Source organism: Flavobacterium psychroterrae (genome assembly GCF_018380615.1).
GTDB lineage: Bacteria > Bacteroidota > Bacteroidia > Flavobacteriales > Flavobacteriaceae > Flavobacterium > Flavobacterium psychroterrae.
Genome location: NZ_JAGYVZ010000005.1, coordinates 17,991 through 42,923, shown reverse-complemented (window position 1 = coordinate 42,923; position 24,933 = coordinate 17,991). Strand labels below are relative to the sequence as shown.

General features: G+C 31.7%; 27 protein-coding genes. 4 read left to right on the top strand and 23 right to left on the bottom strand.

The genetic code is table 11. The features are described from left to right. Nucleotides 1–95: 95 nt before the first annotated feature. From KHA90_RS07105 to KHA90_RS07095, 3 genes are all read right to left on the bottom strand, one after another. Nucleotides 96–1,412 carry an APC family permease gene (locus KHA90_RS07105; RefSeq protein WP_213296893.1) on the bottom strand — a complete coding sequence of 439 codons (1,317 nt, stop codon included), beginning with the start codon at nucleotides 1,410–1,412 and terminating at the stop codon, nucleotides 96–98. A gap of 192 nt (nucleotides 1,413–1,604) precedes the next feature. Beyond that, nucleotides 1,605–3,899 carry a TonB-dependent siderophore receptor gene (locus KHA90_RS07100; RefSeq protein WP_213296890.1) on the bottom strand — a complete coding sequence of 765 codons (2,295 nt, stop codon included), beginning with the start codon at nucleotides 3,897–3,899 and terminating at the stop codon, nucleotides 1,605–1,607. Nucleotides 3,900–4,160: 261 nt separating this feature from the next. Then, nucleotides 4,161–4,886 carry a hypothetical protein gene (locus KHA90_RS07095; protein WP_213296888.1) on the bottom strand — a complete coding sequence of 242 codons (726 nt, stop codon included), beginning with the start codon at nucleotides 4,884–4,886 and terminating at the stop codon, nucleotides 4,161–4,163. Between the two features lie 239 nt (nucleotides 4,887–5,125). Here KHA90_RS07095 and KHA90_RS07090 point away from each other — a divergent pair, with 239 nt between their 5' ends. Beyond that, a complete protein-coding gene (locus tag KHA90_RS07090; protein ID WP_213296886.1) occupies nucleotides 5,126–6,286 on the top strand; it encodes an MFS transporter in 1,161 nt (386 codons plus the stop codon). Between the two features lie 81 nt (nucleotides 6,287–6,367). Here KHA90_RS07090 and KHA90_RS07085 read toward each other — a convergent pair whose 3' ends face one another. From KHA90_RS07085 to KHA90_RS07040, 10 genes are all read right to left on the bottom strand, one after another. After that, nucleotides 6,368–6,517, bottom strand: coding sequence for a hypothetical protein (locus KHA90_RS07085; RefSeq protein ID WP_213296884.1), 150 nt, complete (start codon nucleotides 6,515–6,517; stop codon nucleotides 6,368–6,370). Nucleotides 6,518–6,519: 2 nt separating this feature from the next. Further along, on the bottom strand, nucleotides 6,520–6,996 hold the full coding sequence (locus KHA90_RS07080) for a DUF6265 family protein (RefSeq protein WP_213296882.1): 477 nt from the start codon (nucleotides 6,994–6,996) through the stop codon (nucleotides 6,520–6,522). Nucleotides 6,997–7,314: 318 nt separating this feature from the next. Next, the gene (locus KHA90_RS07075; RefSeq protein WP_213296880.1) at nucleotides 7,315–9,630 is read right to left on the bottom strand and encodes a type IA DNA topoisomerase; all 2,316 of its coding nucleotides are present in this window, start codon (nucleotides 9,628–9,630) and stop codon (nucleotides 7,315–7,317) included. A 247-nt stretch (nucleotides 9,631–9,877) separates the two neighbouring features. Then, a complete protein-coding gene (locus tag KHA90_RS07070) occupies nucleotides 9,878–10,957 on the bottom strand; it encodes an acyltransferase family protein (RefSeq protein WP_213296878.1) in 1,080 nt (359 codons plus the stop codon). Between the two features lie 38 nt (nucleotides 10,958–10,995). Next, nucleotides 10,996–11,631 (bottom strand): toxin-antitoxin system YwqK family antitoxin, encoded by a 636-nt coding sequence (locus KHA90_RS07065; protein WP_213296876.1) that lies wholly within the window; start codon nucleotides 11,629–11,631, stop codon nucleotides 10,996–10,998. Between the two features lie 168 nt (nucleotides 11,632–11,799). Beyond that, complete coding sequence (locus KHA90_RS07060) at nucleotides 11,800–12,228, bottom strand: hypothetical protein (RefSeq protein WP_213296874.1); 429 nt, start codon at nucleotides 12,226–12,228, stop codon at nucleotides 11,800–11,802. A gap of 105 nt (nucleotides 12,229–12,333) precedes the next feature. Then, entirely contained in the window at nucleotides 12,334–13,131 is a 798-nt protein-coding gene (locus KHA90_RS07055; RefSeq protein ID WP_213296872.1) for a PhzF family phenazine biosynthesis protein, read from the bottom strand. Between the two features lie 139 nt (nucleotides 13,132–13,270). After that, nucleotides 13,271–13,825, bottom strand: a complete 555-nt coding sequence (locus KHA90_RS07050) for a hypothetical protein (RefSeq protein ID WP_213296870.1) — start codon at nucleotides 13,823–13,825, stop codon at nucleotides 13,271–13,273. Between the two features lie 123 nt (nucleotides 13,826–13,948). Further along, nucleotides 13,949–14,272 carry a hypothetical protein gene (locus KHA90_RS07045; RefSeq protein WP_213296868.1) on the bottom strand — a complete coding sequence of 108 codons (324 nt, stop codon included), beginning with the start codon at nucleotides 14,270–14,272 and terminating at the stop codon, nucleotides 13,949–13,951. 140 nt (nucleotides 14,273–14,412) lie between these two features. After that, nucleotides 14,413–14,649 carry a helix-turn-helix domain-containing protein gene (locus KHA90_RS07040; protein ID WP_213296866.1) on the bottom strand — a complete coding sequence of 79 codons (237 nt, stop codon included), beginning with the start codon at nucleotides 14,647–14,649 and terminating at the stop codon, nucleotides 14,413–14,415. Between the two features lie 114 nt (nucleotides 14,650–14,763). Here KHA90_RS07040 and KHA90_RS07035 point away from each other — a divergent pair, with 114 nt between their 5' ends. Further along, a complete protein-coding gene (locus KHA90_RS07035; RefSeq protein WP_213296864.1) occupies nucleotides 14,764–15,102 on the top strand; it encodes a hypothetical protein in 339 nt (112 codons plus the stop codon). A 378-nt stretch (nucleotides 15,103–15,480) separates the two neighbouring features. Further along, nucleotides 15,481–15,858 (top strand): GreA/GreB family elongation factor, encoded by a 378-nt coding sequence (locus tag KHA90_RS07030; protein WP_213296861.1) that lies wholly within the window; start codon nucleotides 15,481–15,483, stop codon nucleotides 15,856–15,858. 150 nt (nucleotides 15,859–16,008) lie between these two features. On the opposite strand, the gene KHA90_RS07025 is transcribed toward KHA90_RS07030, so the two are convergent. The 5 genes from KHA90_RS07025 to KHA90_RS07005 form a co-directional block, all read right to left on the bottom strand. Further along, nucleotides 16,009–16,590 (bottom strand): hypothetical protein, encoded by a 582-nt coding sequence (locus KHA90_RS07025; RefSeq protein ID WP_213296858.1) that lies wholly within the window; start codon nucleotides 16,588–16,590, stop codon nucleotides 16,009–16,011. A 58-nt stretch (nucleotides 16,591–16,648) separates the two neighbouring features. Next, complete coding sequence (locus KHA90_RS07020; RefSeq protein ID WP_213296855.1) at nucleotides 16,649–17,053, bottom strand: hypothetical protein; 405 nt, start codon at nucleotides 17,051–17,053, stop codon at nucleotides 16,649–16,651. Nucleotides 17,054–17,457: 404 nt separating this feature from the next. Beyond that, nucleotides 17,458–19,170, bottom strand: a complete 1,713-nt coding sequence (locus KHA90_RS07015; RefSeq protein WP_213296852.1) for a DUF262 domain-containing protein — start codon at nucleotides 19,168–19,170, stop codon at nucleotides 17,458–17,460. A 230-nt stretch (nucleotides 19,171–19,400) separates the two neighbouring features. Continuing rightward, nucleotides 19,401–20,243, bottom strand: coding sequence for a DUF3825 domain-containing protein (locus KHA90_RS07010; RefSeq protein ID WP_213296849.1), 843 nt, complete (start codon nucleotides 20,241–20,243; stop codon nucleotides 19,401–19,403). 140 nt (nucleotides 20,244–20,383) lie between these two features. Then, a complete protein-coding gene (locus KHA90_RS07005) occupies nucleotides 20,384–20,971 on the bottom strand; it encodes a hypothetical protein (RefSeq protein WP_213296846.1) in 588 nt (195 codons plus the stop codon). 313 nt (nucleotides 20,972–21,284) lie between these two features. Between KHA90_RS07005 and prfA the strand changes: the two genes are divergently transcribed. Next, on the top strand, nucleotides 21,285–22,361 hold the full coding sequence (gene prfA, locus KHA90_RS07000) for a peptide chain release factor 1 (protein ID WP_213296842.1): 1,077 nt from the start codon (nucleotides 21,285–21,287) through the stop codon (nucleotides 22,359–22,361). A 579-nt stretch (nucleotides 22,362–22,940) separates the two neighbouring features. Here the strand turns inward: prfA and KHA90_RS06995 are convergent. From KHA90_RS06995 to KHA90_RS06975, 5 genes are read right to left on the bottom strand one after another with little or no spacing between them, the layout of a single operon-like run. Next, the gene (locus KHA90_RS06995) at nucleotides 22,941–23,312 is read right to left on the bottom strand and encodes a hypothetical protein (protein WP_213296840.1); all 372 of its coding nucleotides are present in this window, start codon (nucleotides 23,310–23,312) and stop codon (nucleotides 22,941–22,943) included. Between the two features lie 11 nt (nucleotides 23,313–23,323). Continuing rightward, complete coding sequence (locus KHA90_RS06990) at nucleotides 23,324–23,716, bottom strand: phage holin family protein (protein ID WP_213296838.1); 393 nt, start codon at nucleotides 23,714–23,716, stop codon at nucleotides 23,324–23,326. Nucleotides 23,717–23,751: 35 nt separating this feature from the next. Continuing rightward, entirely contained in the window at nucleotides 23,752–24,036 is a 285-nt protein-coding gene (locus tag KHA90_RS06985; RefSeq protein ID WP_213296837.1) for a YtxH domain-containing protein, read from the bottom strand. A gap of 46 nt (nucleotides 24,037–24,082) precedes the next feature. Further along, the gene (locus KHA90_RS06980) at nucleotides 24,083–24,235 is read right to left on the bottom strand and encodes a lmo0937 family membrane protein (RefSeq protein ID WP_116753248.1); all 153 of its coding nucleotides are present in this window, start codon (nucleotides 24,233–24,235) and stop codon (nucleotides 24,083–24,085) included. Nucleotides 24,236–24,275: 40 nt separating this feature from the next. Further along, on the bottom strand, nucleotides 24,276–24,923 hold the full coding sequence (locus tag KHA90_RS06975) for a porin family protein (protein WP_213296835.1): 648 nt from the start codon (nucleotides 24,921–24,923) through the stop codon (nucleotides 24,276–24,278). Nucleotides 24,924–24,933: the final 10 nt, after the last annotated feature.

The following is a 24,933-nucleotide window of genomic DNA, read 5'->3' as shown; positions in this document are numbered from 1 at the left end:
GACATTCTATGCGGAATTCCTAGTGTGATTTCTCTCTTCTATCGAAATGACAAAAAAAAATAATTCGTGAATTCGTGGCTATAAAAAAGCCTTAATTATTTCTTCTTCTTTCTCAAAACCAAAAATAAAGGATAAGAAATCAGCGTGATTATAATAATAATTAAAAAGCTTTTAGGGTCGCTGTAAACAAACCCTATAAGTAATGCAATCGAAGCAATAATAGCGATTATAGTTGTCCACGGATACCAAAGAGAGCGATAAGGTCTTGGTAAATTGGGTTCGGAAATTCTTAGTTTTAAAAGAGAGCAATAGGCTAATCCCCAAACGATAATAGAGGTAAAGGCGGCAAATGAAAATAAGACTTCGAATGATCCAATGCAAATTAAAAATAAACTGAAAAATGATGAAACCAGAAGTGCCACAATTGGAGTTCCGCCTTTATTAACCGTTGTTCCTTTTTCGATAAAAAAACCATCACGACTTAATCCGTACAAGATTCTGGGCGGAATCATCATAAAAGCATTCAGAATACTGATTAATGAAAAAATTGAAATTACGGTTACGATTATAGCACCGTTTTTTCCGAATATAATATTTGCAACATCGGCAGCAGCCAGACTTGATTTTGCAATGTTTTCAACTGGCAGAATATAGAAAAATGCAACGTTTATTAAAACATAAATTGCGATTACTAGTAAAACTCCGCTATATAATGATTTCGGAATGTTCTTGCTTGGATCATCATTTTCTTCGGCAAAAAAGCAAACGGCATTCCATCCATTATAAGTTCCGATGATCAGTTGAAGTGATTTGAAAAATCCAAATAATAAACCAATCTGAACCAGAGAATTATCTTTGGGAATTGGAGCCAGTTTAACGCCCGAATACATAAAACAAGCCACAACTAGAGCGAAAAAACAAATCACTTTTAATAAACTTGTAATTTGCTGAATTGTACTTCCGTTTTTCACTCCGCTTAAATGCAATAATACAAATGCAATTAATAGTGAAATCGCCATTTCGGTCGAATAATTTTTGAGATCCGGAAACAAAATAATAATATATTCACTTATTACAATACAGTAAAAAGCGGGCGGAATTGCATTGGTAATATAATCAAACCATCCGGAAAGAAAACCGGCATAATTGCCAAAAGCTCTTTTGATATAATTATAAGAGCCTCCGGCTTTAGGCAGCATTGTAGCAAGTTCAGCATATGAATTAGCACCAATTAAAACAAATATTCCTCCAAAAAGCCATGAAGCAATAATAAGCCAGTAATTATCTAAAAGTGATGCAATTGATCCTGGAGTTCTTAAAATTCCAACTCCTATAGTTCCTCCAATTAATACGGCAATATTAAAACTAAAGCCTAAGGTTTTTTGTAATTGGTTTTTCTTGGAATCTGTCATGTTTGGAATTTTTGTTTTGATGCGATAAAAAGTATCTGCGACAAAAGTAAATATAATTAGAGCATTTTCTTTTGTGAAAATAAAAAACCTCATTTATTGCTAAACGAGGTTTGGCATAAAAACCAAAAGCTTCTTCTGATTTTCAGATGAAAATGCAGAAAAAGCTTTGGAAAAAAAATCTAATTCAAATTTTTAAAACTTGTATTTCAGGCTTGTCATGATTTGACGCGGGGCAATTGGATTCACACTATAATTTTCGTGAACCGTATAATTCAATTCGTTTGTGATATTTGATAATCGGCATAAAATCGAGAACTTTCTCCATTCATATCCTAACGAAGCATCAACAGTTGTATATCCTTCTAACGGAATATCTCTGTCTCTGATTGTGATCGTGTAAGCCGGATTTGGATTAGGGTTAGCAGGCGTAGGTTTAACCGCTGTCCATAAATAATCATCATTCCATCCACCTGTACGATCTCCCACATAATTTGCAATTGCTCCAAAAGTCAATCCTTTTAATAAACCTTCAGGCAATTTGTAGAAAAAGCTCAAATTTGCTGTGTTTTTTGGCGTTCTTGCTAATACATCACCAACTACAAGACTTCCGTTTGTGCCTGATGATTTAGATACTTTGGTTTCATTAAAACTATAACCCGCCATAATGTTCAATCCTTCAACTGGAGTGGCTGTAATATCTATTTCAACACCTTTACCTTTTGTTGCACCTACTAATTCTTTTATGGTAGTTGTAGCATTTTGTGTAACACCATCGGCTAAAAACTGAGCTGTTTGGGCTAAATTATTATTTGATATTTGATATAAGGTTACGTTTGTACTCAAAAGACCTTTCCAGAAATCTTTTTTAATTCCCACTTCATATTGATCTATAATAGAAGGATCTAAAGGTTTTAAATCTACAGTTGTTCCTGTATTAGGCGTAAAAGAGTTAGAGTAACTTGCAAACAAAGACAAATCTTTAGTAGGCTGAATTACCAACCCTGCTTTAGGCGAATACGCTCTGTTTAAGGTTTTAGCTCCCGTAACTGGTATCGCGTTGTCAAGAGTTGTTGTAATCACGTTTTTCTCTATTATTTCCTTTGAGGTTGTAACTTCACTTTCCTGCCAAGACCATCTTAAACCTGCCAAAACTTTTACATAATCAGTAACCGAAATTAAATCCTGAGCATAAGCACCAAAACGTTGTGTATTTGTAGTGGCTAATTGAGTTGCTCTTGTTGGATAAGGTACATTTAAACTTTGTGTGCTATAGTCGTAATTATAAAGATTAATTGCTGTAGCTTCTGTAGTGATCGCGACAGCACCATTTGGAGTTGCATAAAAACCATAAGTATAACTTGGAGCGATAGAATTTTCATAATCAACTCCTGTAAAAATCTGGTGTTTAATACTTCCTGTATTAAAAGTTCCCTGTAAGCTTAACTGATCACCAAAAATATGTTCAGCACCATCAGATTTTGTTAGTCCGCGTTTCCAGTTTCCGTTAGCTTCAATTGTACTTAATTGTGCTGTAGAAGTTTGTGTTCTGCGGTAAGATTGATAAGAAGAATTAAAATTTAATTTCCAGTTTTTATTGAAATCATGATTCAGCAATACCGAAGCACTCGCCGATTTAGTATTTGCAGTTGACCAAAGCGCTCCGAAATATTCGTTACGAGGTAAATCTAAAATTGTTTTTTCGTAGATTCCCGTACCAAAATCAGGCGTCCAGTCAGCACTTAAATAATCTCCCTGAACCGTAATTTGTGTTTTATCTGAAACATGAAATAAAAACGAAGGATTGATATAGATGCGTTCGTTTTTTACATAATCCCTAAAGCTTTCTGAGTTTTCATATGAAGCGGTAAAACGGTATGCTATAGATTTGTTTAAAGGTCCGTAAAAGTCAATAGTTGGTTTATAAAAAGAATAGCTTCCTATTTGCATAGAAATTTCACCGCCTTTTGTGAATTTTGGAGTTTTGGTTACCAAATTCATGATTCCGCCAGGAGCGACATTTCCATATAATAAAGCAGAACCACCTTTTAAGAATTCAACTTTTTCTAAAGATGAAACCTCCGGAATTGAACCGGCATTGTAACGGAAACCATTTTTAAACATATTATTAGCAGACATATCATAACCTCTTGAGAAAAAAGATTCCTGAGCGCCACCACGAGCTGATCCTACATAAACTCCGTTAAGGTTTTTTACTACTTCACTTAATCGTATTGCTTGTTGTTCTGAGATTATTTCGCTGCCAATAATTTGAACACTTTGAGGCAAGTCCATTACTTTAATTCCTGAACGTGCTGCTTCAATAGGCTTTTTAGGCTTATTTGCTGTGATTAAAACTTCATTAAGCGCTTCTCCTTTTTTGTTTTTTACAGTATCATTTGCAGTTGAGGTACTTTCTGCGCTTGTATACTGCTGACTATAAGATGCAAAACTTATTAAGGATAAAACAAGAAGTAAATTATATTTCATGGTATTTATTTAGATTTAATAAAAATAACTTTTGCAAATATAACGTCTCACAAAGGCTTTAACAAAATATTTAGATAGAATTTATTACTTAAATTTTAATTAATTTTTACTTAAGATTAGCTTAAGATTTTGTGAAATTCAATATAATTTTCTATTAATTAGAGTTATTCTAAATAGTGTAATTGTCAATTAAGCATAAAAAAAACCTTGCTCAAAAGAGCAAGGTTTTATGTAATTTAAAAATGAAATAATGTTTTTGAATTATTTAACCGAAATTAAATAAGTTGCCATTTTCCAGATTTCGTCATATTTTTTACCGTTGTGATCACCGGAAGCTTTTTCAGTATAAGCAAATTCTACCATATAGTTACCTGACCAGATTGGTGTAAAAGAGATTTCTCCTTTGTCATTACTCCATAATTCTTTTTCCCATCCGTTTGGAGCAATTACTTTCATTTTTTGTTTTGTTGCAATTTTCCCGTCGTACAATGCATTTACATTTACTGTAGTTTTTTGTTTTGCAGTTGCTGCATCTTTAGAAAATAAACTAATAACATTAGAGTTTGCAACAGCTTCATTTCCTTTTTCAGCACTACCAACAATAACTGTAGCACTTGAATTATAATCCAGCACCATAGTTCCATAAACATCTTTTACTTTGTGGTGCATCACAACAGTATAAACGCCATCTTCATCCGGAGTAAAAAATGCCTGATATTTATTATCTAAAGCTTTTGAAGTAAGTTTTGTTTCTTTTTTTGAAGGAGAAATTAATACTAATGAAAAATCTTTTAAATCAGAAAACCATTTGTCTGCTTTTGTAATGTCATTATCTGAAAATTCTCCGAAGAAAACTGAAATTTCCTGTGCTTTTCCTTTAGTTCCGGTTGCTTTAGTTTCAATCCAAAGAGCGTGAGCAAATAATTGTGGCGTTGCAACTAACATTAAAAGTAAAAATGTTATCGTTTTTAAAGTCTTAGATTTCATAATATGAATTTTAATTTTTATTTCTACAAACTTAAGGCTTATTTAGAATAATTAAAAATAAAATTTACAAAATTAATGTCTTTTTGATTATTAACATTCTATATTTAGTTTATCCACACTTTTCGAAGTTTCATTTTAAATGCAACAAAGTTAGGGCAATTTGTTTTTACAGAAGAAAGTTAAAAGAGATGAATTTGGTTTTAAAAGCCTTAATTTTGCGCCTTTAATTGCAAAACTTCATGATTTTACCCTTCTTTAAAAAACTTCAAAATACTCCCAGAGGATTCCGTATAGCAAATACTGTATTTTTTTTCCTTTCCGGATTTGGATATTCTTCGTGGGTTTCCCGAATTCCGCATATAAAAGCGCAGCTTAATTTATCTGAAGCTGAATTTGGAACTGTTTTATTCGCGTTTCCAATAGGTTTAATGCTGACAATGCCTTTTACAGGAAAGTTATTAAATAAATACAGCAGCCGGTACATCATGCTGTTAGGAGCAGTTATGTTTAATATTGTTTTGGCTTTGCCTGGTCTGGCTGGTTTTGTCTGGCAGTTGGTTATCATACTTTTAATTTTTGGGGCTTCTCGAAATATTTTTAATTTGTCTATTAACGCACAATCGCTGGAGGTTCAAAAGTTATATCCGCAATCAATCATAACCCGTTTTCATGCCGTTTGGAGTATAGCGGTTTTTACAGGCGCAGGATTGGGTTATGTTATGGTATCAAGGCATATTGCACCATCGCATCATTTATTAGGTGTAAGTGTTTTTATGATGGGGCTTACGGCTTGTTTTTATCCATTGAGTATCCATAATCAGCCTGTACCTGTAAAAAAGAAGTTCTTTTCGATGCCGGAAAAAAACCTGATTAAGTTTGCCATAATTTGTTTTGTCTCTATGGCTTGCGAAAATACAATGTATGACTGGAGCGGTATTTATTTTGAAAATATATTGCACGCTTCTCCTAAATTAACCAGTGCTGCATTTGTGTTTTTTGCAACAGCAGTAACTTTAGGACGTTTGTTTGGAGATTACGGTGTAATGAAATTTGGCACGAAACGAATCCTCCTTTACAGCGGAATTTTGATCACAGTAGGATTTTTAATTTGTTTTTTGTTGCCTTTTATTTATCCAACAATTTTTGGTTATGTATTAATTGGAGTTGGGGTTTCCTGCGTCGTTCCGTTAGTATTTGGTATTGCCGGAAGATCATCAAAATTAAGCAGTGGTTCTGCATTAACATCCATATCTACAATTGGTTACCTGGGGTTTTTACTTGTTCCGCCAATGGTGGGCTTTATCTCTGAATATTTAAGTATGAAATGGGCGTTTTTAGTAATGGCACTTTTAGGAATTCTGATGATTTTTATGGTGAATAAAATCGGGGAGAAGGAGTAGGTTTTTGTGAAGTTGTTGAGATTCTGAGTTTTTTTTATTTTTGACGTTGGCACGAGCATCTTGCTCGTGAACGTAATGTTTCTAAACTGGACTAAAGTCCAGCTCTACAAAATTGGTCGAACCTATGGTTCTTTTCTCATCAAACTGAAGGTATTGTGAATTTAAAATTCCGAAGGAATGATCCATATTGTAGGGCTGGACTTTAGTCCAGTCTAAACAAGCAGTTTTCATAATTATTTCTTCAACATAACAAACTTCTCCGAACTCACTTTTCCATTTAATTTCCCAGAAATCTCAGCAATCAAAGTATTATCAGCACCTTTTGTGTAAGTGATTTTTTGAGGATAATCATGTTTAGGATTTTCGAAAACCAATTGTTTATCTGATTCTGCAGTTGAAGGAAATGCAACAGGTTTATCATCATTTTGACCTTTTACTGTTGCGAAATATGTTAAGGTTTCTCCTTTTTGTGCGAGAACAATACTTTCGAAATGCAAAGTGTCTTTTCCTTTTATAAAATAAGAAGAGGCGCTAAAAGTACTATCGTTTAGTTTTATCCAATTTTCAGAAAGTACGCCATCTGGTGAAGCATTTTCCCAGTTTCCAATCAGCCAATCGGCTATTTTGATTTTGTCCTTTTCGATAGATTCCTTTTTTTGACAAGAAACAACGGCTACTAAAAGCATTAAAAGAGTAATTTTCTGAAACATATATTTCGGTTTTGGTGTTAATGTAATTGTGCTAAAGTATGAAAAAAAAGTTTGCCACGAATTGCACTAATTTTCACGAATTGATTTATGTAAATTGGAAGGTAAAAAACTGCCACAGATTAAAGGATTAAAATGATTTTGTTCACGCAGATTTAAAAAGATTTAAGCAGATGCTCGCAGATTTTAATAAATAAAAATCAAATAAAATCTGCCTTAATCTGCAGAATCTGCGTGAAAACAATTTGTGTAAATTCGTGTAATTCGTGGCAAAAACTAAAAGGAAAAATCATTTTAATTCTTTAATCTGTGGCAAAAAAATTAAACGCTTTCGTTCAAAATAGAATAAACCAATTCCTTAGTTGGTTTTTGATCTTTTAGTTTTGCTCGTACATCATCAAAAGTAACTTTAAAATCGCAACCCAGCTTATAATCGCCACAACCATAAGCGGTTTTTCCTTTCATGATTGTTCCTTTTCTACATTTTGGGCACGTTAATGAATCTGCTGTTGTATTTGATGCTGTTTCTGATTTTGCTTTTGGAGCTGTTTTCTTTGTTTCTAGTTTAAGCTTGTAATTTTCTTCAAACCTGATCAAACCTTCAACATTTCCTTCTTCGGTTTTAAAGCCTTTTATATTAACTGTTGATCCTTTTTGGACTAATCGTAAATATTGGTTTTCAGATATTTTTTTGTCGGCATAAGTATAGGGTAATAAAAAATCACAACCCGCTTTATAATTGCCACAACCGTAAGCCGATTTTCCTTTTATCAAGGTTGCTTTTTTACATTTCGGACAAGTTTCGGCTAAAATTCCTGCGGCTTTCTTTTTTTCGACCTTTAGAACTTCTTTTTGAACGCTTTGTGCGTGCGAAATATTGGCGTGTCTGGTTTCACTTCGAACTTCGGTTACCAAAGCTTCAACCATTCGTTTCATGTTTTTAATAAACGCTCCAGCCGTAAAAGTGCCTTTTTCGATATCCTTCAATTGCTTTTCCCAAGAACCCGTTAATTCTGCCGATTTTATCAGTTCATTTTGAATTGTATCAATAAGCTGAATCCCGGTTGGAGTAGGTAAAACCTGTTTTTTATTTCGAACAATGTATTGACGTTTAAAAAGCGTTTCGATAATATTTGCTCGTGTTGACGGACGACCAATACCGTTTTCTTTCATCAATTCGCGTAAATCTTCGTCATCGACTTGTTTTCCTGCGGTTTCCATAGCGCGCAGTAAAGTTGCCTCTGTAAACTGATTGGGCGGTTTGGTTTCTTTTTCTAAAAACGAAGGTTCGTGCGGACCTTTTTCTCCTACAACAAAACTCGGCAATAAATCGGCTTCTTTTTCTTTAGCGTTAGGGTCTTCGAAAACCACCCTAAATCCTTTTTTCAGGATTTCCTTTCCTGTGGTTTTAAACATTACATCGGCTGCTTTTCCTATTACTGTAGTATTGGCAACCAGACAATCGTCATAAAATACAGCAATGAATCGGCGTGTAATAATATCATAGACTTGCTGCTGATTGTATTGCAAATTAGACTCAATTCCGGTTGGAATAATCGCGTGGTGATCCGTAACTTTTTTATCATTGAAAACCTTCGGCGATTTTTTTATTTTTTTTCCTAAAAGCGGTTGCGTTAACTCGGCGTATTTAGATAATTTTTGCAGGATTCCCGGTACTTTCGGATAAATATCATTGGGTAAAAAAGTCGTATCAACTCTGGGATATGTAACTACTTTTTGTTCGTACAAAGTCTGGACGATTTTAAGCGTTTCATCTGCCGAAAATCCAAATTTTGTATTGCAATAAACCTGTAATCCCGTTAAATCAAATAGTTTAGGTGCAAACTCATTTCCGTTTTTCTTTTCGACCGAAACAATTTCGAATTCGCTTTCTTTGACTTTATTGGCTAAAAGTTGTCCATCTTCTTTTTTCAAAAAACGACCTTCTTCATAACTAAAAAGCGTTTCTCTGTACAAAGTCTGCAATTCCCAATAGGGTTGAGGTTTAAAATTTTCGATTTCTTTCCAGCGATCTACAACCATCGCTAATGTTGGCGTTTGCACGCGCCCAATAGACAATACTTGTTTGTAACCGCCATGTTTTACGGTGTATAAACGTGTGGCATTCATACCTAATAACCAATCACCAATGGCTCTGGAAAATCCGGCGTAGAATAAATTATCGTAGTTTTCAGAAGGTTTCAAATTGTCAAAACCTTCTTTTATGGCTTCGGTTGTTAAGGACGAAATCCATAAACGCTGCACTTCGCCTTTGTAGTTTGCTTCGTTCATGACCCAACGCTGAATCAATTCTCCTTCTTGCCCGGCATCCCCGCAATTGATCACCAATTCGGCTTTATCGAATAAGCTTTTTACAATTTTAAATTGTTTTTGAATGCCTGAATTCTCAACTACTTTGGTTTCAAATTTATCAGGAAGCATGGGTAAGTTGTTCAAATCCCAGCTTTTCCAGTGCGGTTTGTAATCGTTAGGTTCTTTTAAAGTGCATAAATGACCAAATGTGTAAGTAACCGCATAACCGTTGCCTTCATAATATCCATCATGCTTGGTATTGGCTCCCAAAACGGATGCGATTTCGCGTGCTACACTTGGTTTCTCAGCAATACAGACCTTCATTTTTCTCCTTCTAATTTAAATGCGAAATTAGGGATTTAGAATTTGGTATTGAAATTATAAAGGGACAAAGGTTTTTTTTAATCGCGCAAAGGCGCAGGAGTCGCAAAGTTTTTTTCACGCAGATTTAATTTTGATTTTATAAATCTGCTACCATCTGCTTAAATCTTTTTTAATCTGCGTGAAAAAAAACTTTAATCAGTATTGTAAATAAAAAATTTACGTCTTTGCGACTTTGCCGAAATATATTTTAAATCTTTTTTCTCCTATCCGTAAGATATTTTCTAATTGGGATATCATAAAAAACCATCGTCAAATAAGCGATACCCAATAAAAACAATGTTCCTGCAAACATAATCAAAGCCAGTTGACCCGTTTCCGGTTTGTATTTGGTGTAATAATTTGCAAATATCCACATGGCTGCGTAATGCGTCATGTATAGCGGGTACGATATTTTTCCGAAGAAGATACACAGTTTTCTGAATATTGGTTTTAGAGTTGCTCCGGCACCTAATACAATCAATATTGGGAAATAGAGTAAAACCACTAAAGGTTCTGTGAGCCAATTATAATCAGAAAAAGGGATAAAGAAAGTTAAAAGCAATAAAACCGATAAACCAATAAAGCCCAGTTTTGATTTAATAATCCAATTGGAGCGGTAAATAAGCATTCCTGCCAAAAAAGAATACGAAATGCGAGCAAAACCATCCCAAAAGGTTTCTCCACTCCATCCGCCCATTAACGAACCTCCAGCGTGATAACTTGTAAAACAAATTCCTGCTCCAGCCAAAACAGTCAATAAAAATAGAGAACGACGGCCTAATTTGTAAAGGAAAAGCGCATACAGAATATTGGCAACATATTCCCAAAACAAAGACCATCCGGGCGCATTTAAACCAAATAAATTAAAATAACGATCTGCCATTACCGGAAAAGGAATCAGAAATGCCGAGGCCAAAAATATCAAGATCACTTTGCCTGTTTCGTAGGTTTCAGAATGTTCGCCAAACGGATCAAATAGAAAAGCCAATAAACCCAATACAGAGCCAAAAACAACCAAAGGATGCAACCTGATTAATCGTAACGTAAAAAAGTCGGTAAGTTTCATTTTGCCAATTCGGTCATTATAGGCGTAGGCAATCACAAATCCGGAAAGGCAAAAGAAAAAATCAACGGCTAAAAAACCATGCGCTATAAAATTATCTTTAGGCGGATAAACTATTTCCATAAAATGAAAAAACACAATCGCCAAAGCGGCTATTCCTCTTAATCCGTCGAGAATTTCAAAATGTTGTTTTGGTTTTAAGGGTTCGGTGGAGGTTTGTGTCATGTTTTTTTAGTTGTTTAATAGCATGGTTATCAATTAGACTATAATCTTTTTTCGTATTTAACGTCTATAATTTTTCCGCTACTGTCATAAGTAGTTTCTTTTTTTTCTTTTTCTGAAGAATAATCAATCTCTTGGCGTATAGTTCCGTCAGCGAAAAAGTATTTCCAAATTCCTATTTCGTTTGAGTCGTTTGAATAAGTTCCTTCACCTATCAAAATTTCATTCTTAGAATAAATACTGAACTTACCAATTTGGTTATTATGTAGATAATTCTCTTTGGATTTTATTTTTCCGTTTTCCCAATAAACAATTACTTCACCTTCTTTTTTTCCATTGATATAGTTTGTTTCAGAAATTAGTGTTCCGCTTTCATAATAATATTTTTGTAAAGCTTTCTTCCCATTAATGTAGTTTGCGGTTTTCATTATTTTCCCGCTCTCGTAAAATTCTTTCCAAATACCTATTTCTCGATCATTTTCAAAATTCCCTGTTATTCCCAGCACACCATTTTTTGTATACCGGTTCCATAAACCCTCTTTAGTGCCTATGTCAGACATGAAACCTTTAACTTTAATTACCGAACTGTTCTCATAATATTCTTTATAAACTGTACTACTTTTATTTTGAGCAAAAAGAAATGAAAAGTTAAAGAGAAGGAACAAAAGTATTTTCATTCGTATATTTTTAAAATTATAGTTATTTGTTTTTTAGATAGTAAAACTTATAATCCGTTTTGACAAAGATTGATTTTTTCTATTTATAAAAAAAGCCACAAAAAATATTTTCTTGTGGCATTTTTATATTTTGTGCTCTAGTATGTTATAAGTGCAAAGTTAAAGGTGTCACACTTTAAAAACATCAATTCGTTGCATCCAGAAAATTCCTGAGGCAATAAACGCAAGTCTTGTTTTAACGATTTGATCGGTTTTGTTTCTTGGGTTTTTAGTTATAAATCTTGCCGTAGATTTATTAAAATTCAAGGTATATTTTTCATCAAAATCTTCGTTTTTATTTGCCGAAAAAGTAATCAGATTGTCTTTTGCAGTCCATTTTCCTTTTCCGTATTTGTTCACTTCCGGAGGAGTTCCGCCTTGCATTTTTGTATAGGAATGAAACAGGAATGTCCCGTTTTGATTTAAGGTTAGTTTATATTCTATGATATGGTTTCCTTCTTCGCTGAGTGAACGCGAATAATCACCAATAAAATTGTCTGATTGTGCAGATAAAGTCAGGTTGAAAATTAAAATAACGAGTTTAATTATGAGTTTCATCAGAATGTTTTTTATTGGTTTTAAACAGATAAAAATTATTTTTCCAAAATTAACTCGTTTAGTATTAATTACCTTACGTAAAGCCGTAAATCCAGATTTAAAAAATTATAAATTAAATTCTCCTTCTAATACTGTTACCGCTTCGCCTAAAATAAAAACTTTATCAGCTACAAGTTCCGTGCTCATTGTTCCTGTTCTTGACGAAGACTGATAAGCATTGAATTTTGTTTTGTTCAGTCTTTCTGACCAGTATTTAGTCAAAAAAGTTTGAACGCCGCCAGTTACAGGATCTTCATTTGTGCCGGACCAAGGCCAAAAATAACGGTAATGAAAATCGAAATTTGCGGTGTCTGAAACTGCGGTTACTAAAACGCCATTAATTCCGGAATATGAATTTACTAAAGCCGTAAAATCAGGTTTTAAATTGGCAAGTTCAATCGCACATTTAATTTCAATTAAAATTATTTTGTTTTTAGGACTGTATCTTTTATTCGAAATTTCAGAAATTCCAAGTGCGTCTGTCATTTCCTGAGGAACTTCGGTTTCTTGAGTGTTGTAAACAGGAAATTGCATTTTGATTTTATTTCCTACTTTGGCAATAGGCAACTCAACATTTTCAGCGTTGATAAATTTTATATTTTCGAATGAAGTTGTATCGAAAACTATTTTTGATGAAGCCAATGTTGCGTGCCCACATAATGGAATTTCTGTTTTTGGCGAAAAAAACCGAATGCTATAATTGTTATCTGAGATTTGCTTTATAAAGGCAGTTTCCGAAAATCCAATTTCTGTAGCAATATTTTGCATTGTTTCGCTGTCTAGTTCTGTGTTAGGTAAACAAACTGCAGCCGGATTTCCTTTAAATTTTTCGTTCGTAAACGAGTCTACAAAATAAGTCTTCATTTTTTAAATTTTATATAAGTTTTAGAACTATCTCAAATAGCAATCAAATTAAAGAATTTACTTGTTTAAAGTTGTAGTTATTTTGTGGTTTATTGTTGAATTTGTACTTGCTATCTAGATTTTAATTTGTGGTAGCTTTTTATAATTCATTACGTTGGTTTTCTGATTTGTTTTTTAAAATTAGTAGAATTATGATAAGCGGTATAAGAGAAAAATAAGAATATATTCCTCCGCCTGCATTCGTTTTTTCACGACTAATGTAGTTTTTACCTCCTAAAAAAACTTCGTCATTAATTGTATTTCGCCATACTTTTATAACTTTTATTTTTTCATTGAAATTATAATTTTCATCTATTAAGATTATATTTCTATAACTGCAACTTAACTCTTTTTTGTTTTTTGAATTGATTAAATTGCCCTTAATTATAGTGTTTTTTCTTCTAGAACTACCATCAGATGTTATTTCAATATAGGCGGTGTCTACAACAAAATAATCTTTTTTTAAGTATTGTTCCGGATTGTCAAATGCTTTATAGTTTTCAAAACGTTTTTGAAAATTTCCAAGAATATTTCCATCAATAACACCATGAATGAGCTCTGAAGTAAAAATAAGCAGTGAAAATGCCAGATGGATTAATAATATATATTTAAGAATTCTATATTTTTTGAAAAACTTGTGGTTTTTTAGTTTCATTTATTATTATAATCTGATTACACTTGATTCAATCTTCGAAACACAAAAAAGCATTTTATAAAATGTAAAAGTTATAAAAGATATTTTCGTGTAATTTTTATGTTTCGAATAATACTTTATTTTTTAAATATTATGTCTTACTGCGACAACAATTTCCAGATAATTGTCATAGTCGGGGTCAATACATAATTCAGTACCATTTTCAAGAAGTATTGTACTTTCAAAATAACCCGTAGTAATTTGTCCTCCCTTGCTATAAGATGCTGAAATGCGTTTTGTTTGAATATTTACAATAGACGAAAATGGAATAAATTCTACCTTACCTGAAAGTAAAGTTGTTTTTTGTAACCCATCTTCCAAAACAATAATTTCATTAACCGTACGAAGATGAAGAATGTGGAGAAATAGACTCAATGCTAAAAATAGTACCGATTCTAAAATCATCATATAATCTTGATTTTTAAAACCATTGAAAAGGTAATAAATACAAAACGAATCAATTATGAAAAAAAGTATGTTTACTTTAAGTAAAAATAAAGTTCTAAATTTTGAATGTATTTTCATTTGATGCAAAGAAATATTTCGAGTTACAAATCTTTAATTAAATCACTTGGAGATATTTTTAAAGATTGAGCTATTTTAAACAAAGTACTTATTTTCATTTCCTGTTTGCCTTTAATGTATTTTCTTAAGTTTTCTACATCCATTTCAGCATCATGCGCAACTTCTCTTTGCTTTAACTTATTTTCCTCAATTACATCTTTTATCCTGATTCCTAATTGTGTAACAACTTCTGGAATTTCACTTTTTCTTGTTCTATTCATGAGAATGAAATTACAAGTAATAGATTGTTTTTAAGTAATTGTAAAAAACCGATTGTTTTCAACCGATAATTTTGTAAGTTTGTTCTTTAATAAATAAACAGAATCTCATTAAACATGGAAATAAAAGATACAAAACAAGCCGCAGATTTTTTTGAATTAATGAATAAAACAAAAGATTTCAGAAAACTAAAACATGAAAATAATAGTGAAAATTCGTTTAGCATAAAGCTAAAAGTTTCCGGTTATAACGAACTTAATTTGATGGTCTCGGATTTGCTCAAAGCGAGTATTATTTTGTTAAATGATGAAGCAAAAAGTCTGTCAAGTATTACCGCAAATACAGATATTAATGTAATGACTTTCCTTGAAATTGCATTGCAACTTTTACCAGAACAAGAAATGGAATTGTTGGATGATTTGCACAAGATTTATTTACAATCAAATGCAATATAGACTTTCTTCACAGCAATATTAAAATGTGATAAATGACTCTTTTTATTACCTCTATGTTTTTGTAAGAAAAAAGCGTATCTTGCAACAAGAATAAAACACAATGGAAACTTCAAATTTTTATTTAGTAAATAGCTGTTTAATGTGCCTGATGTGCACATTATCGTATTTGCATGATGATACTTTCTTAAAAAGCTCAAAAGAGTTTATTAATTCTGCCCTGTCGCAACTCTAGGCAGGGATCCTTTTATTATATATAGTCATTTATTTAATCTTCAATTTTTATTTAGGATGTGATATCATTGAATTTGCCCTGGCTGCAAGATATTCAGTGAAGAGTGTATGTCGCAATCTATTTAAAATGAAGCAAACAAGAAAGTCATGTCAGAAAATATTATATTAACAACAGGAACATACGATTTAATTAAAGATCACGTAAGACGTAAAAAAGTAACACCACAAGAAGAAGAGTTGCTATTAGGTCAGTTAAAAAAAGCAACGCAGGTATTGCGAAAGAATCTGCCGGAAGATATAGTTTCAATAAACCGAAAAATAACTTATAAAGACCACAGCAGTAACGAACAAAAAACAATTTTACTTGTTGGTCCTGAAAAAGCAAAAACAAGCAAAAACAAAATTTCGGTTCTTTCAGATGAAGGTATTGCAATGGTTGGCTACAAAGTAGGTGATATTATAGAATGGCCTGCTAAAAAAGGTAATTTGAAATTAGAAATTTTAAAAGTAGAAGAGGAAGTGTAAATCTCTTTTCTGATTATAGTTAATAAAAACATCCCAAAAGAGTTTTCTTTTGGGATGTTTTTTTGTTTTTATAGATTCTTTGTGAATTGGTTATTTATCAAGTAATTTATAGCATCGCTAGGAGTTGAAGACCTTTATGAAAGATACTTTTTATTTGATTTTCTTTTCAAATCTTCTTTTTGAACGGTCAAAAGCAGTTTTTTCCCAAGAACTATCAAAGCCTTTCCAAAATAGTCTAATTGTGTAATTTTGGGAAGATGAATAAATTAAAACATCAATATCATCATATTTAAAAAAAATATTATTGTTATCAGCCTGATCGTTTATAAATTTTTTATTGTCTTCAATAGCAGTTTGTATCTTGTTTAAAAATTCGATTGCTTCGTTTTTTTCAAAATTTTTAAAAGCGTAACCTTGATAAAGAACGCCAGCATCGTTCCAATAATTCCCATAAAACCCTAATACTAAACCTTCTTTTTGTTTACTTTCACATTTATACAGCAAAGTTGTTAATTCTCCAGAACTTGCAGCTGCAAGGGGAATTATTTCAAATTGTACGATTTCGGTTGTCGAGCCTAAAACATCTTTAAATAAGAAATTTTTTGAATTATAAAGTGCAACATCTTTACTGTATTCTTTTGCAACCCAAACATTATTATTAGTTGTTTTTACTTGTGAAAAAAGTAAATTATTAACTAAAATAATAAATCCAAGCAAGTATTGTAGTTTCATTTTTTAGTTTTTTATGATTACCTTTTTATGTGTTTTTAATGTTACTCAAGCTACATTATTATTCGTATAATTCCCAATACTCATCATCAATAAATTGCATAAAAGATTCACTTGTAAAAATTTCGCTAAAATCTCCATCTTCGTCTAAAAGGTAAAAACTATTCCCTTTTTTGATTACAGCACTATAACTCATACTTGCTTTGTATGGAGTAGCAAAATGATAAAGTTTGTCTTGTTCCGTACAAACTTTATTAAAAACTGAATAAAGAAACAAAAGACGAGTTTGACGTAATATTTCAGTAATATCGTCAATAGTTTTCAAGTATTGTTGAGGTGTTTTTATTTCATTAATATCAAAATCTTCTTTGAGTAACTTTATATTGTCTGTAAACGGTTTAAGTTGAAAATTAGTCGAAACATTTTCAATTTTTTGTGATAGTTTGTTTAGTTCCTCTTTTGTCATTGTTGTTTTTTTAGTGTGTTTTTTTGTTTATTCCAGCATTTTTATCAGATATCGCAGATTTGCAATCCTTGCCCAAAAAGATTAGATTTTTAATATTATGTGAACGTTAATCTTCGCGCCATCGAACTTATTTAGAAGTTTTTGGTGCTGACGGTTTAGAAGGGGGACTTGGCGGATTGTTTCCTCTTCCTGGTCCGGATGGGTTTCCTGTTTTACTTGGTCCGTTGGGTGGCTTTTGATTGCTCATATTTATGAAATTTTAAAAGTTAAATATTCAAAATTGTTATTTTATATTGTATTATTTTTCGCCGTTGCTGGTACGGATTGTAAATCAGCGCGATCTAACATGAAGATATATCCGCGATCGGGTTTTAAGAAAGAAAACTTCACACAGTGATAGTAACTTATATTTTCCATACCATTTTTGCTTGTTCATATAAATCGTCTGCTCGTTCTTCTATTGTATTTTCATTCCATTCTGGAAGGTGTAAATATTTTGAAATTGTCTCAAGTCCACTTGAATATTGAAGTAAACCTTTTTTATCTGCTTTACCTTTTTTCTTTGTCGTCCAACTTGAATCCCTAATAGTTGCATTTAAAGATTGTGTTATAATAGTTAAATTTCCGAGGGTTAAAAGTTTTCTATTTCTTTTAATTCGGTCTTCTTGATTTGATAATTTCCCCCAATGATTTTCCCATTTTTTTGGCATTAAATGTTCTAAACTATATTTGCTTATTCCTAATACTTGTGTTGATTGTAAACTTCTATTTCTAATTTTTGATTCAATTAAATATAAAATTCCTGCTGATTGTTTATTGACTAAAATCTCAGAATGAAAACCTTTTTTTAATTCTTCATCAGTTGGAAGAAAGTTAATTTTATCAGATTGTGTTTCCAAAAAGTCTGTGAATTGTTGCTTAGATAAAATTTGATGCGAAATCAATCTGTCTGTAAATAATTGATTGTAGTTTTTGGTATTTGCATGAACTGTCATTCTTCGCATTATGAAACTTTCTAAAAACTCAAACAATTCTTTTTTTGTTTGAATATCAGTAACGTTTTTGAGAATATAAAGAACATAAGGAATTAGGGTTGAAGTTTCAAGACCAAATATAATTGCATTAATTCTTTCTACACCATACTGGTTAGTTAATTCATTTTCAATAATATCAAAATTAAAATTTTCTTGAAAGAGCAAAGCATATTCTTTAATTTCAGCAAGAATTAAATTCTTGTCATTACTCAAGTATTCTTTTATGAATTTTTTATACGATTCAAAAAGTTGTTCAACTTTTGAAAATTCAATTTTATCATCTGTTTTTACAGAAAATGTATTTTCTTGAATTTTAATTTGTAAATAGGAGTAGAAAAATAAATCTATAAAAGTTCTTTTTAAACGACCTGTTGTTATTTCTCGATCCCAATAATTTTTAGTTTCATCATCTTTTTCGAAAACATTTTTCCAATAAATGTTATATGAATTTATTTCGTTTCTATTAAAAAAGTAATTTTTTAATAATTCAGCTGTTGTAAGTTTGACTCCTAAGGAATTTATTGTGTCAAAAATTTGCTGTTCGTCTTCGTTTTCATCAAGATCAATACCAACAAATAAAATTTTTGAAAGTATATTTTGAAAATTAAGTTTGGTTGGGTCAATGCTCTTTTTAAAAAATGTGTAAGCTTTCGTAATATTGTCTTCTCCAATCAAATCTTTTTCCTCTGTTAAATTCAGAATAATTTCGAATGCTTGAATGTCGTTGTGATTATGTTTTAAAGCGATGTCGTTACTAATAAGTTTAAAAATTCTCTCAAAAGTTGAATTTTGATTTGTTTTTAAACATAAAACTTTAAAAAAAATATTTAGTGTTGTTAAACGCTGTTGTCCATCAATTAAAGTTCTAATGTCACCAACTTGGTTTGCTGTATTTGTCGGCTGTTGTTTTAAAATTACTGAGCCTAAAAAATATGGTTTGTTTGATAAACTTACGTTTTCCATATCTTCCAAAAGTCTTTCCCATTGATCATCTCCCCAAACATATGCTCGTTGAAAAAATGGAATTTCTAAAATTCTATTTCCGTTAAAAATGTCATTAATTGTTCTTTTTCCTGCGTCCATATTTTTTTTAATGTTGTTTTCTTTATTTTTTAGTCGTATTCACATGTATTTGGTTGCTCTTTTATATCTTTTTGGTTTGTTTTACCCGTACTTATAGCACCTGATAGTAAATGATTTTCAATCTATGGTCACAAAAAATTAATTTTTTATATTAGTATTGTGTTTTATTGAGGGCACGGATTTATATTTCACGAAAATTGTTTTAAGTCTCGCACAACATTTTGCCAAATTTATGGAGTTAGCCAGTCGTCATCTGGTTTTGTAATTAATCTAGCATCTATATATGCCATATCCATAGTTAAAATTGTCTTTCCTCTATAAATATTGCGTTGTTTATCCTTATCTATTACGAAAGCAAGTTCTGCTAAGTTTTCCTCATTTGTCAATACAAGTGGTAGTAATAATTGTATTTTTCCTTCATACCAATGAGGTATAGCAATTTTATAATTACGTTTAACTTTTTCTTTCAAAGCTTGAATTGAACCAAGTATAATGTTTTCCGCCATTTTAGCATTTCCTTGTAAAATTGAGGGAAACCTAGTAATATTTTGTTCAACTATATGAGTCAAATTTGTATCAATTTCTAGTTTAGTATCAAAAACTAAATCATTTGCGTCATCAATATATGTTGCTATTTCAGGTGTAGGAGAATAAAACTGCATTTTTTCTGAATAACTGTCAATAAATGCGTAAAATGTCCAGTCGCATTGATTCCTGTCTTTTGCTTGACCATTTTTAAAAAAAGTTGCAAAAATATCTTTACCTCTTTTCGTTTGAAGACCAGTATTAAAACAGCATTTGTCTTTTTCTTTTGAATAAACAATTTTATTTTGTTCTACAACTCTCAAAAAAGTGTAATTCAAATAATTAGTAAGAATAGGATAATTTTGATTTGGATATTTATTTCTGAATTCTTCTGTCTTAAAGTTCCATTCTTCTTGATTTCTTGTCATTTTGGATAAATAAGAGAATGGAGTTTCCCAAGTTTGTCCTTCTTCTCCATTAAATGGAAAATGTGCAAAGTATTTTCTAGGACTTTGATCTTTATATTTTTTTGTTAAACTTTCGTACATCTTAATTTTTTTTATAAAATGGGTTCATATTAGTTATTGAGTTAAATTGAAAACAAACATCGTCTTTAATTTAAACTAAACACCAAGTAAAAACACCTGATTTTTTGTTTGGAAAAACTTCGCAATTAAGTTTATTTACTTTAGTTATACGATGTTATAATTCCATCATCTCCACCGTAAAAACATGAAGGGCTAATATCATCCCAACACCATTGCCATTCTGTTCCGTTTCCGTAGTTTGAAGGATTTGCACTATTTGGTTTTCCATTCATATACTGCAACATATCAATAGACATTCCTATCCATATTTTATTATTGACAATCTTTTCGCAGTCTTCCTTTGACCAGATAGGATGTTTTATTTGAAGTTTTCCGGCTTTGGTTTTTTTCCAATTAATTTCTTCTTGAACGGTTTGTTTTATTTTTTTCTGATCTAATTCTTTATTCATTTCAAGTATTCGATTATCAACTCTTTCTTGTTCTATTTTCGCATTTTGAGATATTGAATTGATTTTCTTAGAAAACTCTATTTTATCTGTATTTTTTAAAGTATTATAAATTGTCAATAATGAATCTGTATTGATTGGCCAAGCGATGGTACTTAGATAGCTTATTGATTCATTCAGAACTTTGTCCGAATTTTTTAATTCTAGTTGTTCTTTTTTTTGAATGTCAGATTTGCATGAAAATAAGAATGTAACAACTATTATGAATGTAATTTTTTTCATATTTTTAATTTTAGTTTTATCTTATTTCAAAATTAACTCCTTACAAACCAACTATTTTACGGAAATCCATAAAAGCCAATTAAAAACCTGAAATACTTAGCCCTGATAAAAGCGGCATCCTTTTTAGGCAAACGAAAATTTCTAAATCAAACGAAAAATATTCTGCATAAAAAGATACAGCGGATAGCAGGAAAAAGCTCCAAAAAACAACGACAATTAAACTAAATCTAACCCTTAAAAAACTCAAAAGGTTAATGATAGAATTTTAAACAAAAATTTCGTAAATTTGCACTCCAATAAAAGGAATTAGAAAATGTTAGATAGACTTCAAATAGTAAAACAACGTTTTGACGAGATTTCGGATTTGATTATCCAGCCGGATGTTATTTCTGATCAAAAACGTTATGTGCAATTGAATCAAGAGTACAAAAACCTGAAAGCATTAGCTGGAAAGCGTGATGAATATGTGCTTTTGATGGCTAATATAGACGAGGCAAACGAAATTATTGCTGATGGAAGTGATGCAGATATGACCGAAATGGCCAAAATGCAATTAGATGAAGCAAAAGACAGATTGCCTGAACTTGAGGAAGAAATCAAGTTTATGTTGATCCCTAAAGATCCTGAAGATGCTAAAAACGTTATGGTCGAGATTCGTGCCGGAACGGGTGGTGATGAAGCGAGTATTTTTGCGGGTGACTTATTCAGAATGTACACTAAATATTGTGAAAATCAAGGTTGGAGAACTTCTGTAGTTGATATGAACGAGGGAACTTCCGGAGGTTTCAAAGAGGTTATTTTTGAGGTTTCGGGCGAGGATGTTTACGGAACTTTGAAGTTTGAAGCTGGTGTTCACCGTGTACAACGTGTTCCTCAAACAGAAACTCAGGGTCGTGTGCATACATCTGCAGCTACGGTTATGGTTTTACCGGAAGCGGAAGAGTTTGATGTTCAAATTGATATGAATGATGTTCGTGTGGATTTCTTTTGTTCATCAGGACCTGGAGGACAATCTGTAAATACTACGAAATCTGCGGTACGTTTAACGCACATTCCTACGGGATTAGTGGCGCAATGTCAGGATCAGAAATCACAACATAAAAACAAGGATAAGGCATTAGGCGTATTACGTTCTCGTTTATACGAACAGGAATTAGCTAAAAAAGAAGCCGAAGATGCTACAAAACGTACTTCTCAGGTGAGTTCTGGTGACAGATCGGCTAAGATTCGTACTTACAATTACGCACAAGGTCGTGTTACAGATCACAGAGTTGGTTTGACTTTATACGATTTAGGAAATATCATGAATGGCGACATTCACAAAATTGTTTCCGAATTGCAATTGGTGAACAATATGGAGAAATTGAAGGAAGCTTCGGAGGTATTTTAATCTGAGGTACTAAGGTTCTGAGTTGCTAAGTTGCTGAGTTTTCTTTTAAGTCTCAAAGGTTCATAGTTACAAAGGGACAAAGGTTTCTTTTAGAAAGGCATAGGAAAATGTCTTCTGGGATTTTCTCAAATTATATAAAAAAATGCCTGTTTCAATTATTTGAAACAGGCATTTTTTTTATTTGAATATTCTGATTTGTTTGATCAGATTAATCTTATTTAAACCTGCAAAGAAAACCTTTGTCCCTTTGAACCTCAAAACTTTGCATCTCAAAAAAAAAAGAGACTGTTTCACCAATGTGTGACAGTCTCTTTTTTGGTTCATATTAAAGTATAAACACATGCAAAGTTAAAACCTCTGCACCTTTGTACCTCAAAACCTTTGAACCTTAGATGAAAAAATATAGTGAAGGATATTAACTGTTTAACCGTTTGTTTATAAAACGTATAAAGCAAGTTAGATACCTAGAAATACTCTCGAAAATTCAAAACATTTATATAGATTCGAGTAAACGTATACACCATTTTTTAATACTATTTCGCTTAACTTTTCCATAATACATAATTTATAGTTAGACAATTACTCTCTTGATGATTCGTATTGTGATGATCCGTCGCTTGCGGTGTCATGATGTGGTTTTGAAACTAAATTAGTTACGACCAGTTGTAATAGTGATCCGGCAATGCCTTTGAACATCGAGGTACTTTTACCAACTATAAATCGTTTTGCGAGATAACCAATCCCTATGCTTATTGCAGACTGGGCTATATTGCTTTTAAAGCCTACTGTTTCGTTGATTTCCTCAACCGTATTACGGATAAGGTTAAGAGGTTTTAAATTCTCTTTGATATCTTCAATTTCGTCCTTAATAGAGCACCATTCGGCATCCTGTCGCAGTTCTAATTGTTTTATTTGCTGATCTAATGAATCAAGTGTGTAAATAGTTTCCATAACAGTCTTTTTTAGTTTTTTGATTGATTTAAATCAGTTTCATCTTCCTTTTTAGTTTCTTTTAAAATACTGGTAACAATCATGTTGCCAATAGGTGTTTTAATAATCTTATGTTGCATTGTATGCATTACAATTGCAACAATAAGATAAAATAGAGCTACGATAAAAAAACCGTAATAATACTCTCCAAGCACTTTTCCAAGCCATAAACTAATCCCTATATTAAGGAACAAGGTAAAAAATGCAACAACAGCTCCAACTGCTATTCTTGATGTTAATGTTGATAAAACATCTGCTACTGCTGATACCGTTTTAAGTTTAATTAATTCTAAACTTGTTTTGGCATAGTTTTCAGCTTTTTCATAAAGATTTAAGTTCTCGTTTGTTGTTGCATTTGATTCCATGATATAGGGTATTTATGGTTTAAAAATTTCACTTTTTAGTAGTTCGTTTTTACACTTTTTGCTTCATCTTTAATAGAATTGAAGTCTTCTTTTGCCTGGTTGAATTTTGCTTTTCCTTCGTCAAGAATATCTTTTCCGTTTGAAGTAATTGTGCTTACAACTCCGTCAAATTTTGTTTTTAAATTATCTCCGTAATCTTTTGATTTATCTGAGATTTTTTTTCTTGTGTTTGATCCTTTGTCCGGTGCAAACAATACTCCTAAAAATGCTCCTGCAGCTGCAGCTCCTAAAATTCCTAAAATTGTGTTACTTGTTTTCATAATATTTGATTTAGTGATTAATATATTTAATTTATAATGTTGATTTTTAAATTTCTCGACCTTTGATAAGTCTGAATAATATTGCGATAATTGCAATTACTAGTAAGATATGGATGATACTACCTAAGCTGTAAACAAAGAAGCCTAAAGCCCATAGAATAACCAGTATAACTGCGATTGTATATAATAAATTTGACATGGTTTTTATATTAAGGGGTTAATGAAATGTTTTATGTTTTTTAGTTTAACTTATATGATAAGTATAAAGATAAATTGCTGTTTTTTGCATCTGGGAATGTATAAGTTTGTCCTAAAACAGTTCTTTCTTTACCAATAGTTGTTAAACCATAGTTGTAACGTAAACCAATACTTATAGGGCTAAAGTCAACTCCAACACCTGCTACAATACCTGCATCAAATTTGTTTAAGTTATCTGTATCAATATCCTCATTAAATTCAGCAGCTCCATCTCCCGTAAATTTAGAACTAACTAGGTAAGAGGCATATCCACCTGCCTGAAGGTTAAAGTTTTTAGTAATATTAACTCTTACTAATAAAGGAACTTCGATATAGTTTAATTTAAATTTTGCATCTCCTGAAGCTATATCACTGTTGTATTCTAACTTTGAACCTCTTGTAGTAAACAAGATCTCTGGTTGAATAGCGACAAAATCAGATATTGGTAATGTTGCATAAACTCCGGCGTTAAAACCATATAAGATATTTTCGTCAGTTGCTTCATCATTATCTGATAAAAAGTTAGACATGTTGAATCCTCCCTTTACACCAAACTCGGTAGTTACATTAGTGTCTTGAGCGTGCAGCATTCCAAAAGAAGCTGTTAAAAAAAGTGTTAAGGCGCATAAAAAATTTGATTGCATTTTCATAGTTAAAAAA